The 22,569-nt window shown below is 56.6% G+C and carries 21 protein-coding genes; 16 read left to right on the top strand and 5 right to left on the bottom strand.

Features of this window, described 5'->3' with window-relative positions; all coding sequences use genetic code 11:
* Window positions 1-99: 99 nt before the first annotated feature.
* Complete coding sequence (locus GNG26_RS06720) at window positions 100-1,209, bottom strand: anion transporter (protein WP_156238221.1); 1,110 nt, start codon at window positions 1,207-1,209, stop codon at window positions 100-102.
* Window positions 1,206-1,679: a manganese-binding transcriptional regulator MntR gene (gene mntR / locus GNG26_RS06715; RefSeq protein WP_156238220.1), complete on the bottom strand. Its 474-nt coding sequence runs from the start codon at window positions 1,677-1,679 to the stop codon at window positions 1,206-1,208. The genes GNG26_RS06720 and mntR overlap by 4 nt, the downstream gene beginning before the upstream one ends.
* 183 nt (window positions 1,680-1,862) lie before the next feature.
* On the opposite strand from mntR, the gene mntS reads away from it, so the two are divergent.
* Complete coding sequence (mntS, locus tag GNG26_RS06710) at window positions 1,863-1,988, top strand: manganase accumulation protein MntS (RefSeq protein ID WP_103178798.1); 126 nt, start codon at window positions 1,863-1,865, stop codon at window positions 1,986-1,988.
* A 279-nt stretch (window positions 1,989-2,267) separates the two neighbouring features.
* Window positions 2,268-3,851: a phosphoethanolamine transferase gene (locus tag GNG26_RS06705; protein WP_156238218.1), complete on the top strand. Its 1,584-nt coding sequence runs from the start codon at window positions 2,268-2,270 to the stop codon at window positions 3,849-3,851.
* A gap of 422 nt (window positions 3,852-4,273) precedes the next feature.
* Here the strand turns inward: GNG26_RS06705 and ompX are convergent, their stop codons facing one another.
* Entirely contained in the window at window positions 4,274-4,792 is a 519-nt protein-coding gene (gene ompX / locus GNG26_RS06700; protein ID WP_114315556.1) for an outer membrane protein OmpX, read from the bottom strand.
* A gap of 354 nt (window positions 4,793-5,146) precedes the next feature.
* On the opposite strand from ompX, the gene rhtA reads away from it, so the two are divergent.
* The 6 genes from rhtA (at window position 5,147) to ybiO (ending at window position 11,768) form a co-directional block, all read left to right on the top strand.
* Window positions 5,147-6,034, top strand: coding sequence for a threonine/homoserine exporter RhtA (gene rhtA, locus GNG26_RS06695; protein WP_114315557.1), 888 nt, complete (start codon window positions 5,147-5,149; stop codon window positions 6,032-6,034).
* A gap of 279 nt (window positions 6,035-6,313) precedes the next feature.
* The gene (gene dps / locus GNG26_RS06690; RefSeq protein WP_103178794.1) at window positions 6,314-6,817 is read left to right on the top strand and encodes a DNA starvation/stationary phase protection protein Dps; all 504 of its coding nucleotides are present in this window, start codon (window positions 6,314-6,316) and stop codon (window positions 6,815-6,817) included.
* A 360-nt stretch (window positions 6,818-7,177) separates the two neighbouring features.
* Window positions 7,178-7,924, top strand: a complete 747-nt coding sequence (glnH, locus tag GNG26_RS06685) for a glutamine ABC transporter substrate-binding protein GlnH (protein ID WP_103178793.1) — start codon at window positions 7,178-7,180, stop codon at window positions 7,922-7,924.
* A gap of 116 nt (window positions 7,925-8,040) precedes the next feature.
* On the top strand, window positions 8,041-8,700 hold the full coding sequence (gene glnP / locus GNG26_RS06680; protein ID WP_103823501.1) for a glutamine ABC transporter permease GlnP: 660 nt from the start codon (window positions 8,041-8,043) through the stop codon (window positions 8,698-8,700).
* Window positions 8,697-9,419 (top strand): glutamine ABC transporter ATP-binding protein GlnQ, encoded by a 723-nt coding sequence (gene glnQ / locus GNG26_RS06675; protein WP_156238216.1) that lies wholly within the window; start codon window positions 8,697-8,699, stop codon window positions 9,417-9,419. Before glnP ends, glnQ begins: the two co-directional genes overlap by 4 nt.
* Window positions 9,420-9,554: 135 nt before the next feature.
* Window positions 9,555-11,768, top strand: coding sequence for a mechanosensitive channel protein (gene ybiO, locus GNG26_RS06670; RefSeq protein WP_156238215.1), 2,214 nt, complete (start codon window positions 9,555-9,557; stop codon window positions 11,766-11,768).
* A gap of 34 nt (window positions 11,769-11,802) precedes the next feature.
* Here the strand turns inward: ybiO and rlmF are convergent, their stop codons facing one another.
* Window positions 11,803-12,717: a 23S rRNA (adenine(1618)-N(6))-methyltransferase RlmF gene (gene rlmF / locus GNG26_RS06665; RefSeq protein ID WP_197080136.1), complete on the bottom strand. Its 915-nt coding sequence runs from the start codon at window positions 12,715-12,717 to the stop codon at window positions 11,803-11,805.
* A gap of 241 nt (window positions 12,718-12,958) precedes the next feature.
* Here rlmF and mcbA point away from each other — a divergent pair, with 241 nt between their 5' ends.
* The 5 genes from mcbA (at window position 12,959) to ybiJ (ending at window position 17,380) form a co-directional block, all read left to right on the top strand.
* Complete coding sequence (mcbA, locus tag GNG26_RS06660; protein WP_103823503.1) at window positions 12,959-13,219, top strand: DUF1471 family periplasmic protein McbA; 261 nt, start codon at window positions 12,959-12,961, stop codon at window positions 13,217-13,219.
* A 271-nt stretch (window positions 13,220-13,490) separates the two neighbouring features.
* The gene (locus GNG26_RS06655) at window positions 13,491-15,776 is read left to right on the top strand and encodes a catecholate siderophore receptor Fiu (protein ID WP_156238213.1); all 2,286 of its coding nucleotides are present in this window, start codon (window positions 13,491-13,493) and stop codon (window positions 15,774-15,776) included.
* Between the two features lie 41 nt (window positions 15,777-15,817).
* A complete protein-coding gene (gene ybiX, locus GNG26_RS06650; protein WP_156238211.1) occupies window positions 15,818-16,495 on the top strand; it encodes a PKHD-type hydroxylase YbiX in 678 nt (225 codons plus the stop codon).
* 72 nt (window positions 16,496-16,567) lie between these two features.
* The gene (locus GNG26_RS06645) at window positions 16,568-16,834 is read left to right on the top strand and encodes a DksA/TraR family C4-type zinc finger protein (protein ID WP_039029401.1); all 267 of its coding nucleotides are present in this window, start codon (window positions 16,568-16,570) and stop codon (window positions 16,832-16,834) included.
* A gap of 285 nt (window positions 16,835-17,119) precedes the next feature.
* Window positions 17,120-17,380, top strand: a complete 261-nt coding sequence (gene ybiJ / locus GNG26_RS06640) for a DUF1471 family protein YbiJ (protein WP_103178785.1) — start codon at window positions 17,120-17,122, stop codon at window positions 17,378-17,380.
* Window positions 17,381-17,491: 111 nt separating this feature from the next.
* On the opposite strand, the gene ybiB is transcribed toward ybiJ, so the two are convergent.
* Window positions 17,492-18,454: a DNA-binding protein YbiB gene (gene ybiB / locus GNG26_RS06635; RefSeq protein WP_156238210.1), complete on the bottom strand. Its 963-nt coding sequence runs from the start codon at window positions 18,452-18,454 to the stop codon at window positions 17,492-17,494.
* Between the two features lie 279 nt (window positions 18,455-18,733).
* Between ybiB and GNG26_RS06630 the strand changes: the two genes are divergently transcribed.
* The 3 genes from GNG26_RS06630 to GNG26_RS06620 are packed head-to-tail and all read left to right on the top strand — an operon-like array spanning window position 18,734 to window position 22,562.
* On the top strand, window positions 18,734-19,270 hold the full coding sequence (locus GNG26_RS06630) for a fimbrial protein (protein ID WP_103823507.1): 537 nt from the start codon (window positions 18,734-18,736) through the stop codon (window positions 19,268-19,270).
* A 57-nt stretch (window positions 19,271-19,327) separates the two neighbouring features.
* Window positions 19,328-20,002: a molecular chaperone gene (locus GNG26_RS06625; protein WP_114315564.1), complete on the top strand. Its 675-nt coding sequence runs from the start codon at window positions 19,328-19,330 to the stop codon at window positions 20,000-20,002.
* Between the two features lie 13 nt (window positions 20,003-20,015).
* Complete coding sequence (locus tag GNG26_RS06620) at window positions 20,016-22,562, top strand: fimbria/pilus outer membrane usher protein (protein ID WP_156238208.1); 2,547 nt, start codon at window positions 20,016-20,018, stop codon at window positions 22,560-22,562.
* The last annotated feature ends 7 nt before the right edge of the window (window positions 22,563-22,569 follow it).

The raw sequence follows: 22,569 nt of genomic DNA, 5'->3' as shown, positions 1-22,569 counted from the left end.
CAGCGTCCATCCTGTTAGTGAGCGGCATCACAATTTATACCGCTCAATAAAGTTAGGACGTTGCTATACATTTGCCAGGAAAAACTGACAAATAGGGCACTATATGAGAAGGAATAATCCGAAACCGACGAACCCGGCCCAGACCAGCATCGGCAGCGACCAGAGATGGAAGCGCCACCAGATCCGGCGATCGTTTGCCATCCGCAGGGCGATGAGGTTTGCGAGGGAGCCCGGCAGCAAACCAAAGCCCCCGACATTCACCGCCCAGGCCAGTAACGCCGTCGGCGGCACATAGTTCAGCAGCAGAATGGTCGAGGGTACGTTGCTGATAAACTGCGACAGCCCGATGGCGGTGAGCCACAGCCCCGGCTGCGACAGATGGGTGACGTTCTGCAGCATGCCCTGCAACGCCGGGACCTGAACCAGCAGGTGCACATCGATAAACATCGCCATAAACACCAGCAGCAGCGTCCAGTCCACGCTTATCAGCACCCGACGCGCCAGCAGCAGAAAGCCCCCCGCCACCAGCAGCACGCCCCATAGCTCCTGTTTCAGATCGAGAGCCACCAGAAAGACCAGATAGAGCGCCAGACAACTCCATGCCAGCCGCGGTTTCGCCTGGGCGATGGCGCTGCCGCTGTGATAGCGCAGCGGCGTTGCCGGGAAAGCAAACCAGCACAGCAGCGCCAGGGTTAACATCATCACCAGCGCCAGCGGCGTCATCTGCCAGGTAAAGGCGGCGAACGACAGTCCGGAGCGTCCCCACAGCAGGATGTTTTGCGGGTTACCAATCGGGGTCAACAGCGACCCGGCGTTAACCGCCAGCGCCTCGAAGATGATCATCCGGTTGACCGGGATCTCGCACAGCTTGCGCAACGTGAGCGTCAGCGGCACCACGATAAACAGCGCCACATCATTGGTCAGGAAGGTGGAGAGCAGCGCGGCTGAGAAGACCATAAACAGCGCCAGGCGCCGCTCGGTGGCGAAACGGCGCACCATCTTGCGCCCGAGCACGTCAAAAAAGCCGCTCTGCTCGACCCCTTTGGTGAGCATCATCAGCCCGGCGAGGGTAATAATGGTGTGCCAGTCGATGGCGGCAGGCCAGCGCTCAGGTGCGAAGGGAACCAGAAAACTGAGCCCAATCCCCACCACCAGCAACAGATGAAAGAAACGATCGCGGGCCAGCGCCCGCAGGCCTGGAAGGGTCATTCTGCGGCGGATCCGTGTTTCAGCGTAAAGACCAGGAACTGCTGCAACGTCTCTTCGCTGACGTGGTGTTCCATTCCCTCGGCATCCCGGCGGGCAATCTCAGGGCTGACGCCCAGCACCAACAGGAAGTTTTCCACAATCTGATGGCGCTCGCGGCTCGCCTGCGCCAGCTTTTCCCCTTCCGGAGTGAGAAAGACGCCGCGCCAGGGGATCATTTCGATCAGGCCCACCGTGGCCAGACGCTTGAGCATTTTTGCCACCGTCGGCTGGGAAACGCCAAGACGCGCCGCCATATCCACCTGACGGGCCTCCCCTACTTCGCGGATCAGATCCGAGATCAGCTCGACATAATCATCAATCAGCTCGCGGCGATGCGCTTCGCGAACCTGGCGAAAGCCTTCGACATGCTCTTCGACATTGACCAGTTGCGTCATTTTTTTTGTTGTTGGTTTACCTGCACGGCGATTCATTGTGCTTCCTCAATCCGGTGACACATCAAGCGTATCAATGCATAAGCGGCCATTGTAAACCATCGCTACACAAGCACAAAAAATTAACGTAATAGCCATAGCTATACAACATAGCCTGTGCTATATCTGTATGTAATGCAGTCACCCTTCAAGGATCGAAGGGATCAACCCGCAGGAGGTCATATGAACGAATTCAAGAGGTGTATGCGCGTGTTTAGCCACTCTCCCTTTAAGGTACGCTTAATGCTGCTGAATATGATTTGCGACATCATCAACGGCAAGCCAGAGCAGAACAAACCTTCCCACTAAGCGGCGTCGCGGTACGCCGCTTCATTTTTTTGTCATTTTTCATCGCTATACTCCCTCGCGGACGGCTATTCCCCGAGCTTTTTTACGGAAATGCAGCCCTCTTCGCAAAACACCCCTTTTATATCTGTTGACGTTATACCTTACTGGCTCTATCTTCTTGCAGCCCTGCACTTTTTGCGGCTCGCAGATGCGGACCTCAATCCCCCTTCTACGCATTCTCAGGCAGGTTTTGACCCTTGGCGCCAGGGTGAGCACATGGCGTTTTCGCGATAGTGACCTATGAATTTAACCCTGAAAGAGACGCTCATTACCCGCAGCCGGGCCTTAAGCCCGTGGACGGGATTCTATTTTTTACAGTCGCTGCTGATTAACTTTGCCCTGGGCTACGAATTTAGCCTGCTGTATGCCGTTGCCTTCACCTGTATCCTGCATCTGTTGTGGCTCAGCGCGCCGCGACTGCAGAAAGGGGTAGTCGGCGTCTGCTCGCTGGTGGCGGCTATGTATTTCCCTTTTGGTCAGGCCTACGGCGCGCCAAACTTTAATACCCTGCTGGCGATGCACTCTACCAATATGGAAGAGTCGACGGAGATCCTCACCATCTTCCCGTGGTACAGCTATATCGTCGCCCTGTTTATCTTTGCGCTCGGCGTGATTGCCGTGCGCCGTAAGCCGCAGCCCAGAAACGCGTGGAGCAAAATCGACAGCCTGTGCCTGGTCTTCAGCGTGGTGGCCTTTTTCGTCGCCCCGGTGCAGAACCTGGCCTGGGGCGGCGTCTTCAAGCTGAAAGATACCGGCTATCCGGTGTTTCGCTTCGTCAAAGATGTGGTGGTGAACAACCAGGAAGTGGTTGAAGAGCAGGCCCGGATGGCCGAACTGTCGCAGATGAAGGACACCTGGAACGTGCTGGGGGTAAAACCGAAGTATCACATCTATATGGTGGTGATCGGTGAAAGCGCCCGCCGCGATGCGCTGGGCGCCTTTGGCGGCCACTGGAATAACACCCCGTTTGCCAGCAAGGTTAACGGTACCCTGTTTACCGACTACATTGCCGCCAGCGGTTCTACCCAGAAGTCGCTGGGGCTGACGCTTAACCCGGTGGTGGACAACAAGCCGCAGTATCAGGATAACTTTGTGACCCTCGCCAACCGCGCGGGCTTCCAGAGCTGGTGGTTCTCCAACCAGGGGCAGATCGGCGAATACGATACCGCCATTGCCAGCATTGCCAAACGGGCTGACGAAGTGCATTTCCTGAAAAGTGGTGATTTCGAGGCGGATAAAAATACCCGGGATGAGGCATTACTGAAGATGACCGAACAGGTCTTCAGCAGCCATCGCACTCAGCCGCAGCTGATCGTTCTGCACCTGATGGGTTCCCATCCGCAGGCCTGCGATCGCACTCAGGGGAAATATGCCGAGTTCGTGCAGTCGAAAGAAACCTCGTGCTATCTCTACACCATGACCCAGACCGATGACCTGCTCAGCAAGCTCTATGCTCAGCTGCAAAACACCGGCGAGAGCTTCTCAATGGTCTATTTTTCCGATCACGGGCTGGCGTTCAAAGAGCGCGGGAAAGAGGTGCAGTATCTGGCGCACGACGACGCTTATCAGCAGAACTTCCAGGTGCCGTTTATGGTGCTGTCGAGCGATGACAAAGCCCATCGCATCATCAAAGCGCGCCGCTCAGCGAATGATTTCTTAAGCTTCTTCTCGCAGTGGACGGGGATCACTGCCAAAGAGATCGCGAATAAGTACCGATTCCTGTCGAACGATAAAGCGCCGCCGGTGTATGTGACCAACTTTAAATTACAGAAAGTTGATTACAACCATCTGGGGACGGATCTGTTTGAGACGAAAAGCCGGTAAATTTTTTCTGTCGCAGCAATAACATAATTACAGAACAATAAACGTCTTACAGCGGCTCCCTGGTCCGGCTGAAAATCGCCGAAGCGTTGACCGTAGGCCGGGGCGAGGCGCAGGGATGCGCCGAGAGGGCGTGACCTACATGGATGTAGGATCACGCCCGACCCGATAGCCGGAGGGCATAAGCTGAGGGTACCGCAACGCGGCGATTTTCTTTGCCGGGAGCCGGGATTGTTAAGGGGGCGGCGGTAGCCCCCTTAACACGTTCACAGGTGACGCTGCTGAAAGAGAAGCACAGAACATGAAGTGAACGGAACAAACCTCCGAGCCGCATATTCTCCTCATCCCCTCCTCTATCCAACATGATGGGGAGAAAAACAAAAAAACCCGCCGAAGCGGGTTTTTATATTGGCTCACCGAAGTGATTAGAAGCGGTAACCTACGCCCGCGATCCAGGTGCCAACATCAACGTTACGGATGCGGCTCTGCTCATAGGAGAAGTCCAGCGCAACGTTTTCAACTGGGTTGAACTGCATACCTGCGCCATAGGAGAAACCGTAGTCGCTGTTGCTTGCAGTGCGGTTGAAGCCCTGGTTTTCAGTCTGCTGGAATTTACCGTAGCCAACACCCACAACACCGTAGATGCTTGCCCAGTCGTTCAGACGGTAAGCCGGGCCAGCGGTGATGCCGTAGTACTGACCTTTGTTGTACGCGCCGTCTTCAGAACGGTCTTTCTCGGTGTAGGTGAAGGAACCGATAACACCCAGTGGGTTGTTATCCTGCTCGTAGCGATATTTCAGGTTGAAACCGTTGGTTTTGTTCATTACGCCCTGCATATCGCTCTGAGCGTAACCGCCAGTAACGGTGGACGTATCTGCCATTGCGGAACCTGCGGAAACAGCCAGAACGGCCGCCAGTGCTGAAAGACATGCAATTTTTTTCATAACCACCTCAAATGTGCTTCAAGTAAATCCGTAAGTTTTAAATATATCAAAAAAACTTGTGAACTCTTTGTGATTCGTGATGTCTAACGCGGGTTTTCATGTAACTAAACATTTCTACCAGCAGCTATCTTGTTCAAAAAACACCACATTTGTGTTTCATAACGCTAATAGTGCGCGTCAGTCACAATACATTCATCCAGATGATTCCTAATCTGTTACAGAAATCATTCTGCCGTATGAGGCCATTTTACGGATTTGTGACGACTTTTTTTCAACAAAGTCTCAACCGCCCGGCGTTATTTCCTTTACACTCCTCCTCTTTACTTCCTTTGACACAAACTGACAGGAGAAAGGATGCCTGGGTTGTCTCGCAGGGCGCCGGTCTGGTTGCCCGTAATCGTCATTCTTATTGCCATGCTCTCCATACAGAGCGGCGCTTCGCTGGCAAAATCGCTCTTTCCGGTGGTGGGTGCCCCTGGCGTGACGGCGCTGCGTATTGCGCTCGGTACCCTGATCCTGGTTGTGATTTTTAAACCCTGGCGGTTGCGCTTTCAGAAGGAGCAGCGCCTGCCCCTGCTCTTTTATGGGCTGTCGCTGGGGGCGATGAACTACCTCTTTTACCTGTCGATTCAGACGGTGCCGCTGGGGATCGCCGTGGCGCTGGAGTTCACCGGCCCGCTGGCGGTAGCCCTCTTCTCCTCCCGACGTCCGGTGGACTTTATCTGGGTGGTACTGGCGGTGCTGGGGCTGTGGTTCCTGTTGCCGCTGGGCCAGGATGTTTCGCACGTCGATCTCACCGGCGCGGCGCTGGCGCTGGGAGCAGGTGCCTGCTGGGCCATCTATATTCTGACCGGCCAGCGCGCCGGCGAAGAGCACGGCCCGGCAACGGTCGCCCTCGGGTCGCTTATCGCCGCCATAGTTTTCGTTCCTCTGGGGATGGCCCAGGCCACAGAATCGATCTGGCAGTGGTCAATTCTGCCGGTGGGGCTGGCGGTGGCGGTGCTCTCAACGGCGCTCCCCTACTCGCTGGAGATGATTGCCCTCACGCGTCTGCCGACGCGTATTTTCGGCACCCTGATGAGTATGGAACCCGCCCTCGCGGCGATATCCGGAATGATATTCCTCGGCGAAACCCTGACCTTCACCCAGACCCTGGCGCTCTGCTCGATCATTGCCGCCTCGATGGGTTCGACCCTCACCCTGCGCCGGGAGAGTAAAGTCGAAGAGGTGGATATTCGCTAGCGGGTGTTATTTTGCCGGGGAGCGGTTCCCTGGCAAAATATTCCCATTCGCATTAGCGTCATTATTTTGAAATATTTTACGCCCCTCCTTCAAAGTCCTTCAAAAATAAGATTAATTTACCCACCGATATAAGTATCCATTTATTTTCAAATAGTTATATATCACAACCAACCTTTTACTATTAAACCGATAGGCAGGACCCGGTCGCGCTATCTATAGCCGGTGCTATACTTAATTTCGAAATAACTTTGGACGCCAACATCAAGAGGAAATGAGATTATGCCTACCGCTAAACTGGTAAAAACAAAAGCACCTAATCTGCTGTATACCCGTAACGATGTGTCAGACAGCGATAAGAAAGCGACGATTGAGCTGCTGAATCGCCAGGTGATCCAGTTCATTGACCTGTCCCTGATTACTAAACAGGCTCACTGGAATATGCGCGGTGCCAACTTTATTGCTGTGCATGAGATGCTGGATGGCTTCCGCACTGCACTGACTACTCACCTGGATACCATGGCTGAACGCGCTGTGCAGCTGGGCGGCGTGGCGCTGGGTACAACCCAGGTGATCAACAGCAAAACCCCGCTGAAGAGCTACCCGCTGGATATCCATAGCGTTCAGGACCACCTGAAAGAGCTGGCGGATCGTTATGCTGTTGTCGCCAACGACGTGCGTAAAGCGATTGGCGAAGTGAAAGACGAAGACACGGCAGATATCCTGACCGCGGCTTCCCGCGACCTGGATCAGTTCCTGTGGTTCATCGAGTCTAACATCGAGTAATCCATAGCATTTTGCTATCACACCCTCGCTCCTGGCGGGGGTTTTGCACTTTTATGGTGCAGTCATTTCTCCTCTCCCCCGCTAAACGTAAAGCATTTGTAATAATCACCTCACACAATCGTTAATGAAAGATTGTTTTCTCATCAATATTTGCGCTAAATAGCATAACCGTTAGTGATGGCGTTTCACTGCACCAAAACAGTGCTTCGTTATGGTGCAATTGACCGCCATTGTGACCTTTTTTGTGCAATGAAATCCGTCCTGGCCTTGCAAAAACAACACGTTGTAAAGTTGGCACGATTTTTTCATAGAGCGTTCGTTCTCGCAGGGGATCGCCCCGTGGATATAAAAGGAAATGCTATGAAGTCTGTATTAAAAGTTTCACTGGCTGCACTTACCCTGGCTTTTGCGGTCTCTTCTCAGGCTGCTGATAAGAAACTGATTGTTGCCACCGACACCGCCTTCGTACCGTTCGAATTTAAACAGGGCGACCAGTACGTTGGTTTTGATGTGGATCTGTGGGCGGCTATCGCGAAAGAACTGAAGCTGGACTACACCCTGAAGCCAATGGACTTCAGCGGCATTGTACCGGCACTGCAAACCAAAAACGTTGACCTGGCGCTGGCCGGTATCACCATTACTGACGCACGTAAAAAAGCGATCGACTTCTCTGACGGCTACTACAAAAGCGGCCTGCTGGTGATGGTGAAAGCGGATAACAACGACGTTAAAAGCGTGAAAGATCTCGACGGCAAAGTGGTTGCGGTGAAGAGCGGGACCGGTTCTGTTGATTACGCCAAGGCCAACATCAAATCGAAAGATCTGCGCCAGTTCCCGAACATCGACAACGCCTATATGGAACTCGGCACCAACCGTGCTGACGCTGTGCTGCACGACACACCAAACATCCTTTACTTCATCAAAACCGCAGGCAATGGCAAGTTCAAAGCGGTAGGTGATTCCCTGGAAGCACAGGAATACGGTATCGCCTTCCCGAAAGGTAGCGACGAGCTGCGTACTAAAGTGAATGGCGCGCTGAAAACCCTGCGCGAGAACGGCACTTACAACGAAATCTATAAAAAATGGTTCGGTACTGAACCTAAATAATTCAGCCTGATCCAGGCTCTGTCAGGCCCGGTGGCGCGCGCTCACCGGGCCTGCAATTTTAGTCACGCACACTGTCGCTGACTGTTTGTTTTCACCACGGTATACAGGAACTCATCATGCAGTTTGACTGGAGCGCCATCTGGCCCGCCATTCCTCTTTTGCTTGAAGGCGCCAAAATGACCCTGTGGATTTCGGTCCTCGGTCTGGTTGGCGGGTTGATTATCGGCCTTGTCGCCGGTTTTGCCCGCACTTACGGCGGCTGGATAGCCAACCACGTAGCGCTGGTTTTCATCGAAGTGATCCGCGGCACGCCGATTGTGGTGCAGGTGATGTTTATCTACTTCGCCCTGCCGATGGCCTTTACCGACCTGCGCATTGACCCCTTCAGCGCGGCGGTGGTCACCATCATGATCAACTCCGGCGCCTATATCGCCGAGATCACCCGCGGTGCGGTACTGTCGATCCATAAAGGCTTCAGCGAGGCTGGTCTGGCACTGGGTCTCTCCCGTCGCGAAACCATCCGCCACGTGATCCTGCCGCTGGCGCTGCGCCGTATGCTGCCACCGCTGGGTAACCAGTGGATCATCAGCATTAAAGACACCTCGCTGTTCATTGTTATCGGCGTGGCTGAACTGACCCGTCAGGGCCAGGAGATCATTGCCGGTAACTTCCGTGCGCTGGAGATCTGGAGCGCCGTGGCCGTGGTCTATCTGATTATTACGCTGGCGCTGAGCTTCGTGCTGCGTCGTCTTGAAAAAAGGATGAAAATCCTGTGATTGAATTTAAAAACGTTTCCAAGCACTTTGGTCAGACCCAGGTGCTGCACAACATCGACCTGACTATTCAGACCGGCGAAGTGGTGGTCATTATCGGGCCGTCCGGCTCCGGTAAATCGACCCTGCTGCGCTGCATCAACAAGCTGGAGGAGATCACCAGCGGCGATCTGATTGTCGATGGCCTGAAGGTCAACGACCCGAAAGTGGACGAACGCCTGATCCGCCAGGAAGCGGGCATGGTGTTCCAGCAGTTTTATCTCTTCCCGCACCTGACGGCGCTGGAAAACGTGATGTTTGGCCCCCTGCGCGTGCGCGGTGCCGACAAAGCGGCAGCCGAGCGGCTTGCAAAAGAGCTGCTGGCGAAAGTGGGGCTGGCGGAGCGCGGGCATCACTACCCGTCCGAGCTCTCCGGCGGCCAGCAGCAGCGCGTGGCCATCGCCCGTGCGCTGGCGGTGAAACCGAAGATGATGCTCTTCGATGAGCCAACCTCGGCCCTCGACCCGGAACTGCGCCACGAAGTGCTGAAGGTTATGCAGGATCTGGCGGAAGAAGGGATGACCATGGTGATCGTGACCCACGAAATCGGCTTTGCTGAGAAAGTGGCCTCACGCCTGATTTTCATCGACAAAGGCCGTATTGCCGAAGATGGTAATCCGCAGGCGTTGATTGAAAACCCACCGAGCCAGCGTTTGCAGGAGTTTTTGCAGCACGTTTCGTAAGTTTTTGCCTTTTGTAAGCCGGGTAGGCGTAGCCGCCACCCGGCTTTTTTATTGCCGGAATTCTCCCAAAAACCCCCCGCTTCCGCTCGCCTTCTATACTTATCACTTTGCACAATTTTGTCACCGGAGGACATCGTGCCGTGGATTTTGCTGCTCCTGATAAGCCTGTTTTGTCTGCCTGCCCAGGCCGTCAGCCTGCCGGGCATTCCCGCCGCCACTGCCAGCGAGCAGAGCACGCCGCCACCGGAGCCGGACGTTGAGCAGAAAAAGGCGGCCTACTCGGCGCTGGCAGATGTGCTGGAAAATGACGCCTCGCGCAAGGAGCTGATCGATCAGCTGCGCAGCGTAGCTGCCACACCGCCTGAGACACCGGTGCCTAAAATAACCCCGCCGGAGATCACCGAAGAGAAAACGGTGCTGGAGAACGTCACTGATATCAGCCGTCACTATGGCGATGCCCTCGCCTCCCGTTTCGCCCAGCTCTACCGCAACCTGATCGGCTCCCCGCATAAGGCCTTTAACCCGCAAACCTTTACCGCCGCCGCGCAGCAGTTTCTGATCCTGGCCGGACTGGTCTTTGCCTTTTACTGGATGGTGAGGCTCTGCGCCTGGCCGTTGTACCGCAAAATGGGGAGCTGGGGGCGCAAAAAGAACCGCGAAACCAGCAGCTGGGTTCATCTGCCGCTGACCATCGCCGCGGCCTTTATTATCGATCTGCTGCTGCTGGCGCTAACCCTGTTTATTGGCCAGATGCTGCGCGAGTACCTCAACACCGGCAACCCGACCATTGCCTTCCAGCAGGCGCTGTTCCTCAATGCCTTCGCGCTGATTGAATTCTTCAAAGCGATCCTGCGGTTGATATTTTGCCCGCGGGTGCCCGATCTGCGACCTTTCGCCATTAACGACAGCGCCGCGCAGTACTGGTCGCTACGCCTGAGTATTCTGAGCGGCCTTATCGGCTATGGCCTGCTGGTGGCGGTGCCAATTATCTCCAATCAGGTCAACGTGCAGATTGGCGCCCTGGCCAACGTGCTGATCATGCTCTGTATTACCGTCTGGGCGCTGTACCTGATCTTTCATAACAAGCGCGCCATTACCGAGGGGCTGCTCCACCTTGCCGACCGTTCGCTGGCCTTCTTCAGCCTGTTTATTCGCGCTTTTGCCCTCGTGTGGCACTGGCTGGCGAGCGCCTATTTTATTGTGCTCTGCTTCTTCTCCCTCTTCGATCCGGGCAACAGCCTCAAGTTTATGATGGGGGCGACCTTCCGCAGCCTGGCCATCGTCGGCATTGCCGCCTTTGTGTCGGGGCTGCTCTCCCGCTGGCTGGCTAAAACCATCACCCTCTCACCGCACGTGCAGCGCAGCTACCCGGAGCTGCAAAAACGGCTCAACGGCTGGATCTCCGTGTCGCTGAAGGTGGCGCGGTTCCTGACGGTCTGCGTGGCCATTATGCTGCTGCTCAGCGCCTGGGGGCTGTTCGATTTCTGGAACTGGCTGCACAACGGCGCAGGGGAAAAGACGGTCGATATTCTGATCCGTATCGCGCTGATCCTCTTCTTCTCCGCCATCGGCTGGACAATCCTGGCGAGCCTGATCGAAAACCGGCTGGCGTCAGATATTCATGGCCGTCCACTGCCCAGCGCCCGCGCCCGAACGCTGCTGACGCTGTTTCGTAACGCGCTGGCGGTGGTCATCAGCACCATTACCATCATGATTGTGCTCTCGGAAATTGGCGTCAACATCGCTCCGCTGCTGGCAGGGGCCGGGGCGCTGGGGCTGGCGATCTCTTTTGGTTCCCAGACGCTGGTAAAAGACATCATCACCGGGATCTTTATTCAGTTTGAAAACGGGATGAATACCGGGGATCTGGTAACCATCGGGCCGCTGACCGGCACGGTGGAGCGGATGTCGATTCGTTCGGTGGGGGTGCGGCAGGATACCGGGGCGTATCACATCATTCCGTGGTCATCGATCACTACCTTTGCCAACTTTGTCCGCGGCATCGGGTCGGTGGTGGCGAACTATGACGTGGACAGGCATGAAGATGCCGAAAAAGCGAAAGATGCGCTGAAAGCGGCAGTGGATGAGCTGCTGGAAAGAGAGGATATTCGCGGGCTGATTATCGGCGAGCCGTCGTTTGCCGGGATTGTCGGCCTGACCAGCACCGCCTTTACTCTGCGCGTGTCGTTCACCACCCAGCCGCTGAAACAGTGGACGGTGCGTTTCGCCCTCGACAGCATGGTGAAAAAGCACTTTGACCTGGCGAACGTGCGGATGCCGGTGCAGATGTATCAGCTGCTGCCGTCGCCGGGCACGACACCACCGTCACCGCAGGAGCCCACCCTGTAGCCCCGGTAAGCGCAGCGCTACCGGGGAGAAGCGGTTAACGCTGGCGGCGTTTGGCGTTGTCCATAAAGGTCCAGGCGATAAAGCGGCTCTGCTTCTGTCCCTGGGCCATCTCTTTTTTCACCACTTTCACCGCGCCGACGTCGGTCAGGGCGCGGTAGAGCGGCGGCAGGTTTTCGCTGCGGGAGACCAGGGTGGTAAACCACTTCACCTGACGGGCAAACTGGGCGCTTTCGGCAATCATCTTTGTGATAAAGGCCACTTCGCCGCCTTCGCACCACAGCTCCTGCTGCTGGCCGCCGAAGTTCAGCGCGGCATCGGTCGCCTGGCCGAGGTTGCGACGCTTACGCTCGCTGCCCGCCCGGGCGGATTCAGCGGAATCATGGAACGGCGGATTGCACAGGGTGGCGTCGTACTGTTCGTTTTTATGGATGATACCCGTGAAGATCGCCGAGGCCTCTTTCTGACGACGCAGACGGATGGCGCGGCTCATGCCGGGGTTACCGTTAATGATGGCCGTGGCGTTGGCAAACGCCTGCGGGTCCACTTCGCTGCCGGTAAAGCGCCAGCCATATTCATGCACACCAATCAGCGGATAAATAAGGTTCGAGCCGGTGCCAATATCCAGGAGGGTTGCCTCTGCGGGAACGACGCCATTGTTACCCTCCGCCAGCAGATCGGCGAGATGGTGAATATAGTCGGCACGCCCCGGCACCGGTGGGCAGAGATAGCCGTCCGGAATATCCCACTGCGTTACCCCGTAGAAATGCATCAGCAGCGCTTTATTCAGCGTCTTCACCGCCTGTGGATCGGCGAAGTTCACCGTTGGCTCGCCTGTGGGCGTCTGGGTGATAAATTCGCGCAGCGCCGGACAGCTCTCGCATAAGGCATTCATGTCGTAACGGCTACGGTGGCGGTTGCGAGGGTGCAACCCCGGCTTCTGGGATGTCATGGCGTTCTCCTGTAAACAGCGGCGTAAGATACCCGTTGCGGGCGCAACGGTAAATATTTCTCTGCGCCGCAGAATAAAACACCAGAAATCAGTCACCTGTATGTCGCTGATTTGTCATGTAATTGTCAAAAAATGTCGTTCAAAAAATAAGCAGATCATCATCAATTTTTTGCCCTAAATCACACTCTGGGCCGTTCTACACTTAGTGTGCATCACCCGTTGTCAATCAGAGGAAGTGATTATGAAAAAATACCTGGTAATGCTCGCTGCCGCTTCACTGGCAGGTGCGTCGTTTGCTGCATGGTCAATCGAATCACTCAGCAATGGCGATACCGGTCAACTAAGACCAGCCGGAACCGTGCAGGCTTCTGGCGCAAGAAACCTTGACGATCTGCAGGACAAACTGGCTGAGAAAGCGCGTGAACAAGGTGCTAAAGGCTATGTGGTGAATTCTGCCAGCGGCGACAACACCATGTTCGGTACCGCCACGATTTACAAGTAATCCCCCGCCCTGCACTGCAACTGCATCCCCCGGGGTGCAGTTCATTTCTTGCCCGAAATCCACTTTGTGAAGTTTTTTAGCAGGCAATGTAAATTTACGTATTTCATTTTGTTGACGAGAGTGATAAAAAGTCACGCCAAATGATAATGTTTATCACAATAATTATCATTTGTAGGCTCATTACGGATATCACGTGGCACAGGATAAGGCTCAGACCTGCCTGACAACGTAATGGAAACTCAATACTAAAAATTATAAGTCGCTAAACAATATGGATAAAAATCGCAACGTTCCGAACAGCTTTAACTCGCTGACCTTTTTTGCGGGTCTGTGTATCGGTCTTTCCCCGGTGGCGACAGCTCTTGCCGCAGACAGCACGGATAACAAACCTGACGATACCCTGGTGGTAGAGGCCGCCCCGCCTTCGCTCTACGCCCCGCAGAAGTCTGCCGACGCCAAATTCAGCCGCCCGGTGGCAGACACGACTCGTACCATGACGGTGATCTCCGAGCAGGTGCTGAAGGATCAGGGCACCACCAATCTGACCGACGCGCTGAAAAACGTCCCGGGTGTCGGCGCCTTCTTTGCCGGTGAAAACGGCAACTCCACCACCGGTGACGCGGTCTACATGCGCGGCGTGGATACCTCGAACAGCATCTACGTTGACGGTATTCGCGACATCAGCACCACCACCCGCGACACCTTCAACACCGAACAGGTAGAAGTGATCAAAGGGCCGTCCGGCAGCGATTACGGACGCAGCGCCCCGAGCGGCTCCATCAATATGATCAGCAAACAGCCGCGTCTGGATTCCGGTATTGATGCCTCTGCCAGCATTGGCAGCGCCTATATGCGCCGTGGAACCCTCGATATTAACCAGGTGATGGGCGATACCTCGGCGTTTCGTCTGAACCTGATGGGGGAAAAAACTCACGATGAAGGGCGCGATAACGTTAAAAACGAGCGCTACGGCGTGGCCCCTTCCCTCGCCCTGGGGCTGGGAACGGAAAACCGCCTCTACCTGAACTACCTGCATGTCACCCAGCACAACACCCCGGATGGCGGCATTCCGACGATCGGGCTGCCGGGCTACTCTGCCCCATCGGCAGGCACCGCGGCGCTGAATCACTCCGGCAAGGTGAACACCAGCAACTTCTACGGCACCGATTCCGATTACGACGATTCTACGTCTGACACCGCCACGATGCGCTTTGAGCACGACTTTAACGACAACACCACCCTGCGCAACACCACGCGCTGGTCGCGGGTGAAGCAGGATTATCTGATGACCGCCGTGATGGGCGGGGCCAGCAATATCACCCAGCCGGATCGCAACAACGTGGACACCTGGACCTGGTCGCGTAACGCCAACACCAAAGATGTCAGCAACAAGATCCTCACCAACCAGACCAACCTGACCACCAAATTCTATACCGGCAGCGTCGGGCACGACATCAGCACCGGGGTGGAGTTCACCCGCGAAACCCAGACCAACTACGGCGTGGATGCCATCACCCCGCCGCCGGTCAATATCTATCACCCGAACAGCAATATCGACATCGGCGGTCTGAACAACAGCGGTGCCAATGCCAATGGCCGGACCGATACCTTCGGTCTGTACGCCTTCGATACGTTGCAGGTCACCCGTGACTTCGAGCTGAACGGCGGGATTCGTCTGGACACGTACCATACCGAATATGACAGCGCCAGCATCTGCGGCGGCACGGGGCGTGGGGCTGTGGCCTGCCCGAGCGGCACGCCGAAAGGTTCCCCGGTCACGACGGTTGATACCGCCACCTCCGGTAACCTGGTCAACTGGAAGGCTGGGGCGCTTTATCACCTGAACGAATACGGCAACGTCTATGTGAACTACGCCATCTCCCAGCAGCCGCCGGGCGGCAATAACTTCGCGCTGGCCCAGGGCGGAACCGGCAGCAGCGCCAACCGCACCGACTTTAAGCCGCAGAAGGCCAAAACCAGCGAGCTGGGCACCAAATGGCAAGTGCTCGATAAGCGTCTGCTGCTGACCGCGGCGATCTTCCGCACCGACATCGAAAACGAAGTCGAGCAGAACGACGACGGCACTTACTCCCAGTACGGTAAAAAACGTGTCGAGGGTTATGAGCTGTCGGCAGCGGGTAACATCACCCCGGCCTGGCAGGTGATCGGCGGCTATACCCAGCAGCGCGCCAGCGTGCGCACCGGCAATGACGTGGCGCAGGATGGCACCTCTTCCCTCCCGTATACCCCGGAACATGCCTTCACCCTGTGGAGCCAGTACCAGGCCACGGACGATCTCTCCGTTGGCGCAGGCGCCCGCTATATTGGCAGCATGCATCGTGGCGCTGACGGCGCGGTGGGTACGCCGTCGTTTACCGAAGGGTACTGGGTGGCGGATGCCAAACTGGGCTATCGCGTCAACCGCAACCTCGACATGCAGCTCAACGTCTACAACCTGTTTGATGAAGACTATGTCGCCTCCATCAATAAGAGCGGCTACCGTTACCATCCGGGCGAGCCACGCACCTTTATGTTAACGGCGAACCTGCACTTCTGATCCCGCGTGGGGCTTCGGCCCCACCTTTCGGAGAACCTTTTATGATGTATCACATTCCGGGCGTGCTGAACGCCGATGAGGTAGCGCACTTTTGCGCCCAACTGGAGCAGGCCCCCTGGATTGACGGGCGCGCTACGGTAGGCAACCAGGGCGCGCAGGTTAAAAACAACCAGCAGGTCGACACCCAAAGCCCGCTGTATGCCACGCTACAGGCCGCGGTATTGCAGGCGGTGAATCAGCACCCGCTCTTTTTTGCCGCCGCTCTGCCGCGCCAGATCTCAAGCCCGCTGTTTAACCGCTACCAGCAGCAGGAGACCTACGGTTTTCACGTTGACGGCGCCGTGCGCAGCCATCCACAAAGCGGCTGGATGCGGACCGATCTCTCCGCCACCCTCTTTTTAAGCGACCCCGACAGCTACGAGGGCGGCGAGCTGGTGGTGAACGACACCTACGGCCAGCACAGCATCAAGCTCCCGGCGGGGGATCTGGTGCTCTATCCCTCCAGCAGCCTGCACTGCGTCACGCCGGTCACCCGCGGCGTGCGGGTAGCCTCCTTTATGTGGATCCAGTCGATGATCCGCGACGATAAAAAGCGCGGCATGCTGTTCGAGCTGGATCGCAACATTCAGACCCTTCGCGCCCGCCACGGCGAAAGCGATGAAGTGCTCTCCCTGTTGAATCTCTATCACAACCTGCTGCGTGAATGGTCTGAAATCTAGCCGTTCGCCTTGATTGTACGTTTTTTGGCCCCATAGTTACTGAACAGCGCAATAACCTGTCAGGAGGGGTCTATGGCTTCCGGTTGGGCGAATGATGACGCCGTTAACGAACAGATCAACAGTACCATTGAAGATGCGGTGGCGCGGGCGCGGGGCGAAATTCCGCGAGGCGAAAGCCTGAAATTCTGCGAAGAGTGTGAAGAGCCGATCCCCGAAGCGCGGCGTAAAGCGGTGCCTGGCGTGCGGCTGTGCATCGCCTGTCAGCAGGAGAAAGATTCACATAACGCATCACATGCAGGATATAATCGCAGAGGATCGAAAGACAGCCAGTTGCGATGACTGGCCGTACGGCGACATCACCACGCAAGCGATTACCTTTTAGCGCATGCTTTTTCACCGCAGGTTTGGCAAAATGTGCCCTCACCGCCGCGTCTGTAAAGCGCAACGGCAAGAAACGTAAATCCATTCACTGAATTTATTAATATTCAATAACTTATTTGTCATTCAAATTTTTCGAATGATGACGTCAATTCTCTTCGATTTTATCTCTCGCAAAAAAGCGTGATACTTATCACATCGACGGAACAACGTCCCCTTAACAGAATAACCTGCGAGATACTGACCATGAAAACCATCAAATATGCTGTTGCTGCTGTTGCCCTGACCACCCTCTCTTTCGGTGCTTTCGCTGCGGAATCTGTAACCGCTGCCCAGGCAAACAGCATGAATAAAATCGGTGTGGTCAGTGCAGAAGGCGCGACCACTCTGGATGGTCTGGAAGCACGCCTGGCGGCAAAAGCTGAAGCCGCTGGCGCGACCGGTTACACCATTACCTCCGCTAACACCAACAACAAGCTGAGCGGTACTGCGGTTATCTACAAATAACCTGACCCTTATCTCTGCTCTGCTCGCCAGTTCGCTGGCGAGATGTTCCAACCCTCATTGACCCTGTTGTTATTTTTTGGCCCGTCCATCGCTGGACGGGCCTTTTTTTAGTTAAAAACTCTGGTTAACCCACGCCAGCCCGGCATCGACCGTTTCCACCTGGCCGCTCGCCAGCAGGCAACAGGCCATCTGCAGCTTCAGGGAGTGCGGCACCGCTTCGCGCCCGGCGAGGCAGCCCTCAATCCAGCGCGCCGTGGTTTCGGCATCTTTTGCCTGCGGCAGCACAACGTCGCTGTTCTCTTCGCCACGCTCCAGCACCACCCGGGTGCCCGCCGCATCAATCAGCGTTAGCTGCGGGCAGCGCTGCGGGTTGGCATAGACTTCGCCTTCCGTCCCGTGCATCAGAAGCCCTCTGCCGCCGATATCGGCAAAAAACGTCGCCACGCGGGTGACATATTCCGGGTGCGACACGCTGGAAAGGCGTAGCGCGGCATCTTCTGCAAAGGGCGTCGCCAGCTTGGCAAGGGTGTGGGCGCTGTTACGCACCCCCATGCGCCAGCGCATCGCCAGCTGTTTTTCCAGCGGCGGACAGAGAGTGCTCACCGGGATATAGACCGGATGATGGCCGTCGAGCTTCGCCTGCGCCTGGCCGCCGTGACGGGTCGACTCAATGCCCAGCAGGGTGAAAATGGTTTCCGTCAGCACACGGGTCGGATCTTCACTCACGCCATGCACCACCACCGGGAAACCTAGCTTATGCAGCAGGATCGCCAGCAGCGGGGTCAGGTTGGCCTGCTTGCGTGCGCCGTTGTAGCTCGGGATCACCACCGGCATCGGCTTCGCAACCGGCGGCGTCAGGCGCAGAGTTTGTGCCTGCATCGCCTCATAGAAGCCGCGCATTTCGCCTTCGCCTTCACCCTTAATGCGCAGGGCAATCAAAATGCCGCCCATCTCCAGGTCCGGCACCTCGCCGTTCAGCATCGCGGTATAGAGCGCCCGGGCGGTCTCCTGATCCAGGTCGCGGGCGTGGTTTTTCCCCCGCCCGACCTCTTTGATAATTTTGCGATAATCCACGTTGTTTCCCCTTGTGACATCTTGTTAACACTATAGCGTTGATAAGAGGCCATCGGACAGACATTTCTCTTATTGCTGCCGGGCGGCAATAACACCATCCCACTGTAATTACAGTAAAAATAAAAAATCAAGCATTAATGAAATCACTATTGACCGGGCCAATAGTTATCTACCAATGATTAATTTCGTAAATTACCCCCGGTAAAAAGTCGCCCCGCTTTTTTCCAAAAATTAATCACAACGGATGTTATAAACACCGGAATTCACTCAGGAATTATTATGCGTAAAATTGTCTCCGGCACCTTTATTGCCACTGCATTATGTTGTTCTGTCTCTGCCTGGGCTGCAACCAGCGGCGAGGGGCAAATTAATTTTACGGGTGAGATCATCGACTCCGCCTGCCAGGTGGTCAATGGTGTCAGCAGCCCGCTGGATGTTTCCCTCGGCAAAGTGTCACAAACGGCCTTTACCGGTTCCGGCTCCACCACTGCGACAACCCGTTTTGATATTCAGCTGAAAGACTGCCCGGAAACCATCACCAGCGCGGCCATCACCTTTGGTGGCTCCGCTGACGGCACCAACGCCAACGTGCTGGCCGTCACCCCAGGTACTGGTGCGGCAACCGGCGTGGGTATTCAGCTGCTGGATAAAACCGAAAATCCGCTGAGCCTCTATACCGCCTCGACCAGCTATGCGCTGCAGTCTGGCACCACCACCAACGATCTGGTATTCGGCGCACGCTATATCCAGACCGGCAGCACCATCACCGCCGGTTCGGCTAATGCGGTCTCCACCTTTACCGTCATGTACAACTAATCCTGCGGCGCCTGGCCTCTGCGGCCAGGCGTTGTCAGCTTTATTCAGAGTCCCACCATGCGTAAATCTATTTTCATCGCCTCCCTGTTAGTTATGACCACTGCCGCTCACGCCGGCGTGATTATCGAAGGGACCCGTTTAATTTATCAGGGAGATAAAAAAGAAGCGTCGTTAGGGATTTCCAACCCGGATAACCTCGACTACCTGGTGCAGTCCTGGGTAGAGAACGCCGATGCCGGGCAGGATAAAGCGCCGTTCCTCATCACCCCGCCACTGTTTCGCCTTGATGGCAAACAGGACAACGTCCTGCGCGTGGTGCGCACCGGGGGCAATCTGCCAGACGACCGCGAATCGCTCTACTGGCTGAATATCAAATCCATTCCCTCCACCTCCCGCAACGAGAGCAGCAACACGCTGCAAATCGCCATTAAAACGCGGATCAAACTGATCTACCGTCCGAGCGGAGTGAGCGGCAAGCCGGATGAGGTGGCGGATAAATTACGCTGGCACAAACAGGGTAATAACCTGGTGGTGAGCAACCCAACACCGTTTTACATGAATTTCCAGGCCATCACCGTGGGCGGCAAAAAAGTCAGCAACGTCACCTGGGTAGCCCCGGACAGCGACGCGCACTTTGCCGTGCCGGGCGGCATCACCGGAAACACCGTTTCCTGGAAAATCATCAACGACTATGGCGCGGTGAGCCACGCCTTGTCTGCGCCTCTGCAATAAGCCCGACGCTGCCATGGCCTGGGACTACTCCACCAAAGCCCCCCGTAATCCCCTGCGCGCTCTGCTGGTTGCCCTGGGCTGCGCGGTGCTGAGCGTGGGGGTGCAGCAGGTGCTGGCGGAGGATTACTTCAACCCGGCGCTGCTGGATATCGACCCCCCCGGCCAGGGCAAAACCGACCTCTCGCTGTATGAGAAGGGCCCGGGCATCGCGCCGGGGAACTATCAGGTGGATGTCTATGTGAATAATAATAAAGTCGCCAACAGAAAAATTGCCTTTGACCTGCAACAGCCGGCCAACGGCCCGGCCACCCTGCAACCCTGCCTCTCGCCAGACACCCTCAAGAGCCTGGGTATCCAGAGCGATAAATTCAGCGTCACAACGGATGACGGCTGTGTCGATCTCTCTGGGTTACCTGCCGCCAGTGCCACTTTCCGCCCCGGCCAGCAGCAGCTGCTGCTGAGTATCCCCCAGGCGGCCATCACACCGGTGCCCCACGGTTACGTGGCGCCGGAAGAGATGGACAACGGGATCAACGCCTTCCTGCTGAACTACAGCTACTCCGCCGGGGATAGCCACGGCCGGGGTGAAGAGAGCAGCCACGAGCGCAATGAATACCTGAACCTGCGGCCGGGACTGAACCTCGGCGCCTGGCGTCTGCGCAACTACTCCACCTGGAGCCGGACCCGGGACGATCGCACCACGCAGCACGACTTCTCCCCGGTCTACAGCTATGCCCAGCGCAATATCCTGTCGCTGGGCAGCGTCGTCACCCTTGGAGAAAGCTCCACCCCTTCCGACGTGTTTGATAGCCTGTCGTTCACCGGGGCGCAGATTGCCTCCGACGATGACATGCTGCCGGATAGCCTGAAGGGCTTCGCCCCGCGCATTCGCGGCGTGGCGCACAGCAACGCCCAGGTGGTAGTGCGCCAGAACGGCTACGTGATCTATCAGAACTACGTCGCGCCCGGCGCGTTCGAAATTAACGATCTCTACCCTACCGGCGGCAGCGGCGATCTGAACGTCACCGTCAAAGAGACCGACGGCAGCGAGCAGCACTTCGTGGTGCCTTACGCCTCGGTGCCGGTTTTGCAGCGTGAGGGCCGGTTCAAGTACAGCCTGACCGGCGGGCGCTACCGCAGCTATGACCACAGCGTGGAGAAGACGCCGTTTCTGCAGGGCACCGGGATTTACGGCCTGCCGTACGATATCACTGCCTACGGCGGCATCCAGACCAGTGAATATTACGATGCCCTGGCGCTTGGCACCGGGAAGAACATCGGTAACTGGGGAGCGTTTTCCGTGGATATGACCGCGGCAAAATCGCAGATGGCGGGACAGAAAACCTCCCGTGGCCGCGCCTGGCGGGTGCGCTACAGCAAAGACTTCGCTAACACCGGCACCCACTTTACGGTGGCCGGGTATCGCTACAACAGCGCCGGGTTTGAGACCATGGCGGATGTGTTTGACTCCCATACCCACAACGACGACTGGAGCCCGGCGGATCGCCGGCGTAACCGCCAGGAGGCCACCGTCGATCAATCCCTGGGCGACTCCCTGGGCTCGTTGACGTTAAGCCTGGTCAAAGAGAATTACTGGCACAGCGATCAGAGCATGACCTCGCTGAGCATCGGCTATAACGGCAGCTGGCACGGCATCAGCTACGGTATCAACTATGGCCTGAGCAAAAACGTCCAGGATGAAAATGACAATGACGATGACCAGCGGGAGAACGAGCAGACCTTCGGCTTTAACGTCTCCGTTCCGCTGGATCACTGGCTGAGCAATACCTGGGTCAATTACACCTTTAACAACAGCAAGCATGACACCAGCCAGAGCTTCGGACTGAACGGCACTGCGCTGGCGGGTAATAACCTCAGTTGGGGGGTGCAGCAGGGCCACAGCCACGATTCCGGCTACAGCACCAACCTGAACAGCGATTACAAAGCCACCTACGGCGAGATGACGGCAGGCTATTCCCAGGATGACCAACAGCGCCAGCTCAACCTCGGCGTGCAGGGGAGCATGATTGTCCACGCCCACGGCGTGACCCTCGGCCAGCCGATGGGGGATACGGTGGCGTTGGTGGAGGCGCCGGGGGCCAGCGGCACCAGAATCGAAAACCAGACCGGGGTGAAAACCGACTATCGCGGCTATGCCATCGTGCCTTACGTCACGCCGTACCATCACAACACCGTAGCGCTGGATACCGAGAGTCTGCCTGCGGGGGCCGACGTCGGCCAGGCAGCCAAAGTGATTACCCCAACTCGTGGGGCGGTTGTGCGTACCCACTTTAATACCCGCGTCGGCAGCCGGGTGCTGCTGACCCTCACCCGCGCCGATGGACGTCCGGTGCCCTTTGGTGCCACGGCGGCGCCGGCCCATGAGAGCGGCGAATTTATCGTTGGTGATGGCGGTCAGGTCTACCTGACCGGGATGCACGCCCGGGGCAGTGTCAACGTCAGCTGGGGCAAAGGCCCAGGCGCGCACTGCTCCGCCCACTATCAACTGCCGTCTCGATCCGCTGACCCGGTGATTAGCGTCACCGCGCAGTGCACCTGACAGCATC

Origin of the sequence: Leclercia sp. J807 (assembly GCF_009734465.1) — a bacterium.
Lineage (GTDB): Bacteria > Pseudomonadota > Gammaproteobacteria > Enterobacterales > Enterobacteriaceae > Enterobacter.
This window is presented reverse-complemented; position numbering and strand designations above follow the sequence as displayed.

Coding starts and splice junctions, on each gene's coding strand:
- GNG26_RS06705 (WP_156238218.1), top strand. CDS start 2,268: ATGAATTTAACCCTGAAAGAGACGCTCATTACCCGCAGCCGGGCCTTA.
- dps (WP_103178794.1), top strand. CDS start 6,314: ATGCCTACCGCTAAACTGGTAAAAACAAAAGCACCTAATCTGCTGTAT.
- ybiJ (WP_103178785.1), top strand. CDS start 17,120: ATGAAAACCATCAAATATGCTGTTGCTGCTGTTGCCCTGACCACCCTC.
- GNG26_RS06620 (WP_156238208.1), top strand. CDS start 20,016: ATGGCCTGGGACTACTCCACCAAAGCCCCCCGTAATCCCCTGCGCGCT.
- glnH (WP_103178793.1), top strand. CDS start 7,178: ATGAAGTCTGTATTAAAAGTTTCACTGGCTGCACTTACCCTGGCTTTT.
- rhtA (WP_114315557.1), top strand. CDS start 5,147: ATGCCTGGGTTGTCTCGCAGGGCGCCGGTCTGGTTGCCCGTAATCGTC.
- GNG26_RS06655 (WP_156238213.1), top strand. CDS start 13,491: ATGGATAAAAATCGCAACGTTCCGAACAGCTTTAACTCGCTGACCTTT.
- mcbA (WP_103823503.1), top strand. CDS start 12,959: ATGAAAAAATACCTGGTAATGCTCGCTGCCGCTTCACTGGCAGGTGCG.
- GNG26_RS06630 (WP_103823507.1), top strand. CDS start 18,734: ATGCGTAAAATTGTCTCCGGCACCTTTATTGCCACTGCATTATGTTGT.
- GNG26_RS06645 (WP_039029401.1), top strand. CDS start 16,568: ATGGCTTCCGGTTGGGCGAATGATGACGCCGTTAACGAACAGATCAAC.
- ybiX (WP_156238211.1), top strand. CDS start 15,818: ATGATGTATCACATTCCGGGCGTGCTGAACGCCGATGAGGTAGCGCAC.
- mntR (WP_156238220.1), bottom strand. CDS start 1,679: ATGAATCGCCGTGCAGGTAAACCAACAACAAAAAAAATGACGCAACTG.
- rlmF (WP_197080136.1), bottom strand. CDS start 12,717: ATGACATCCCAGAAGCCGGGGTTGCACCCTCGCAACCGCCACCGTAGC.
- GNG26_RS06720 (WP_156238221.1), bottom strand. CDS start 1,209: ATGACCCTTCCAGGCCTGCGGGCGCTGGCCCGCGATCGTTTCTTTCAT.
- ompX (WP_114315556.1), bottom strand. CDS start 4,792: ATGAAAAAAATTGCATGTCTTTCAGCACTGGCGGCCGTTCTGGCTGTT.
- mntS (WP_103178798.1), top strand. CDS start 1,863: ATGAACGAATTCAAGAGGTGTATGCGCGTGTTTAGCCACTCTCCCTTT.
- glnP (WP_103823501.1), top strand. CDS start 8,041: ATGCAGTTTGACTGGAGCGCCATCTGGCCCGCCATTCCTCTTTTGCTT.
- GNG26_RS06625 (WP_114315564.1), top strand. CDS start 19,328: ATGCGTAAATCTATTTTCATCGCCTCCCTGTTAGTTATGACCACTGCC.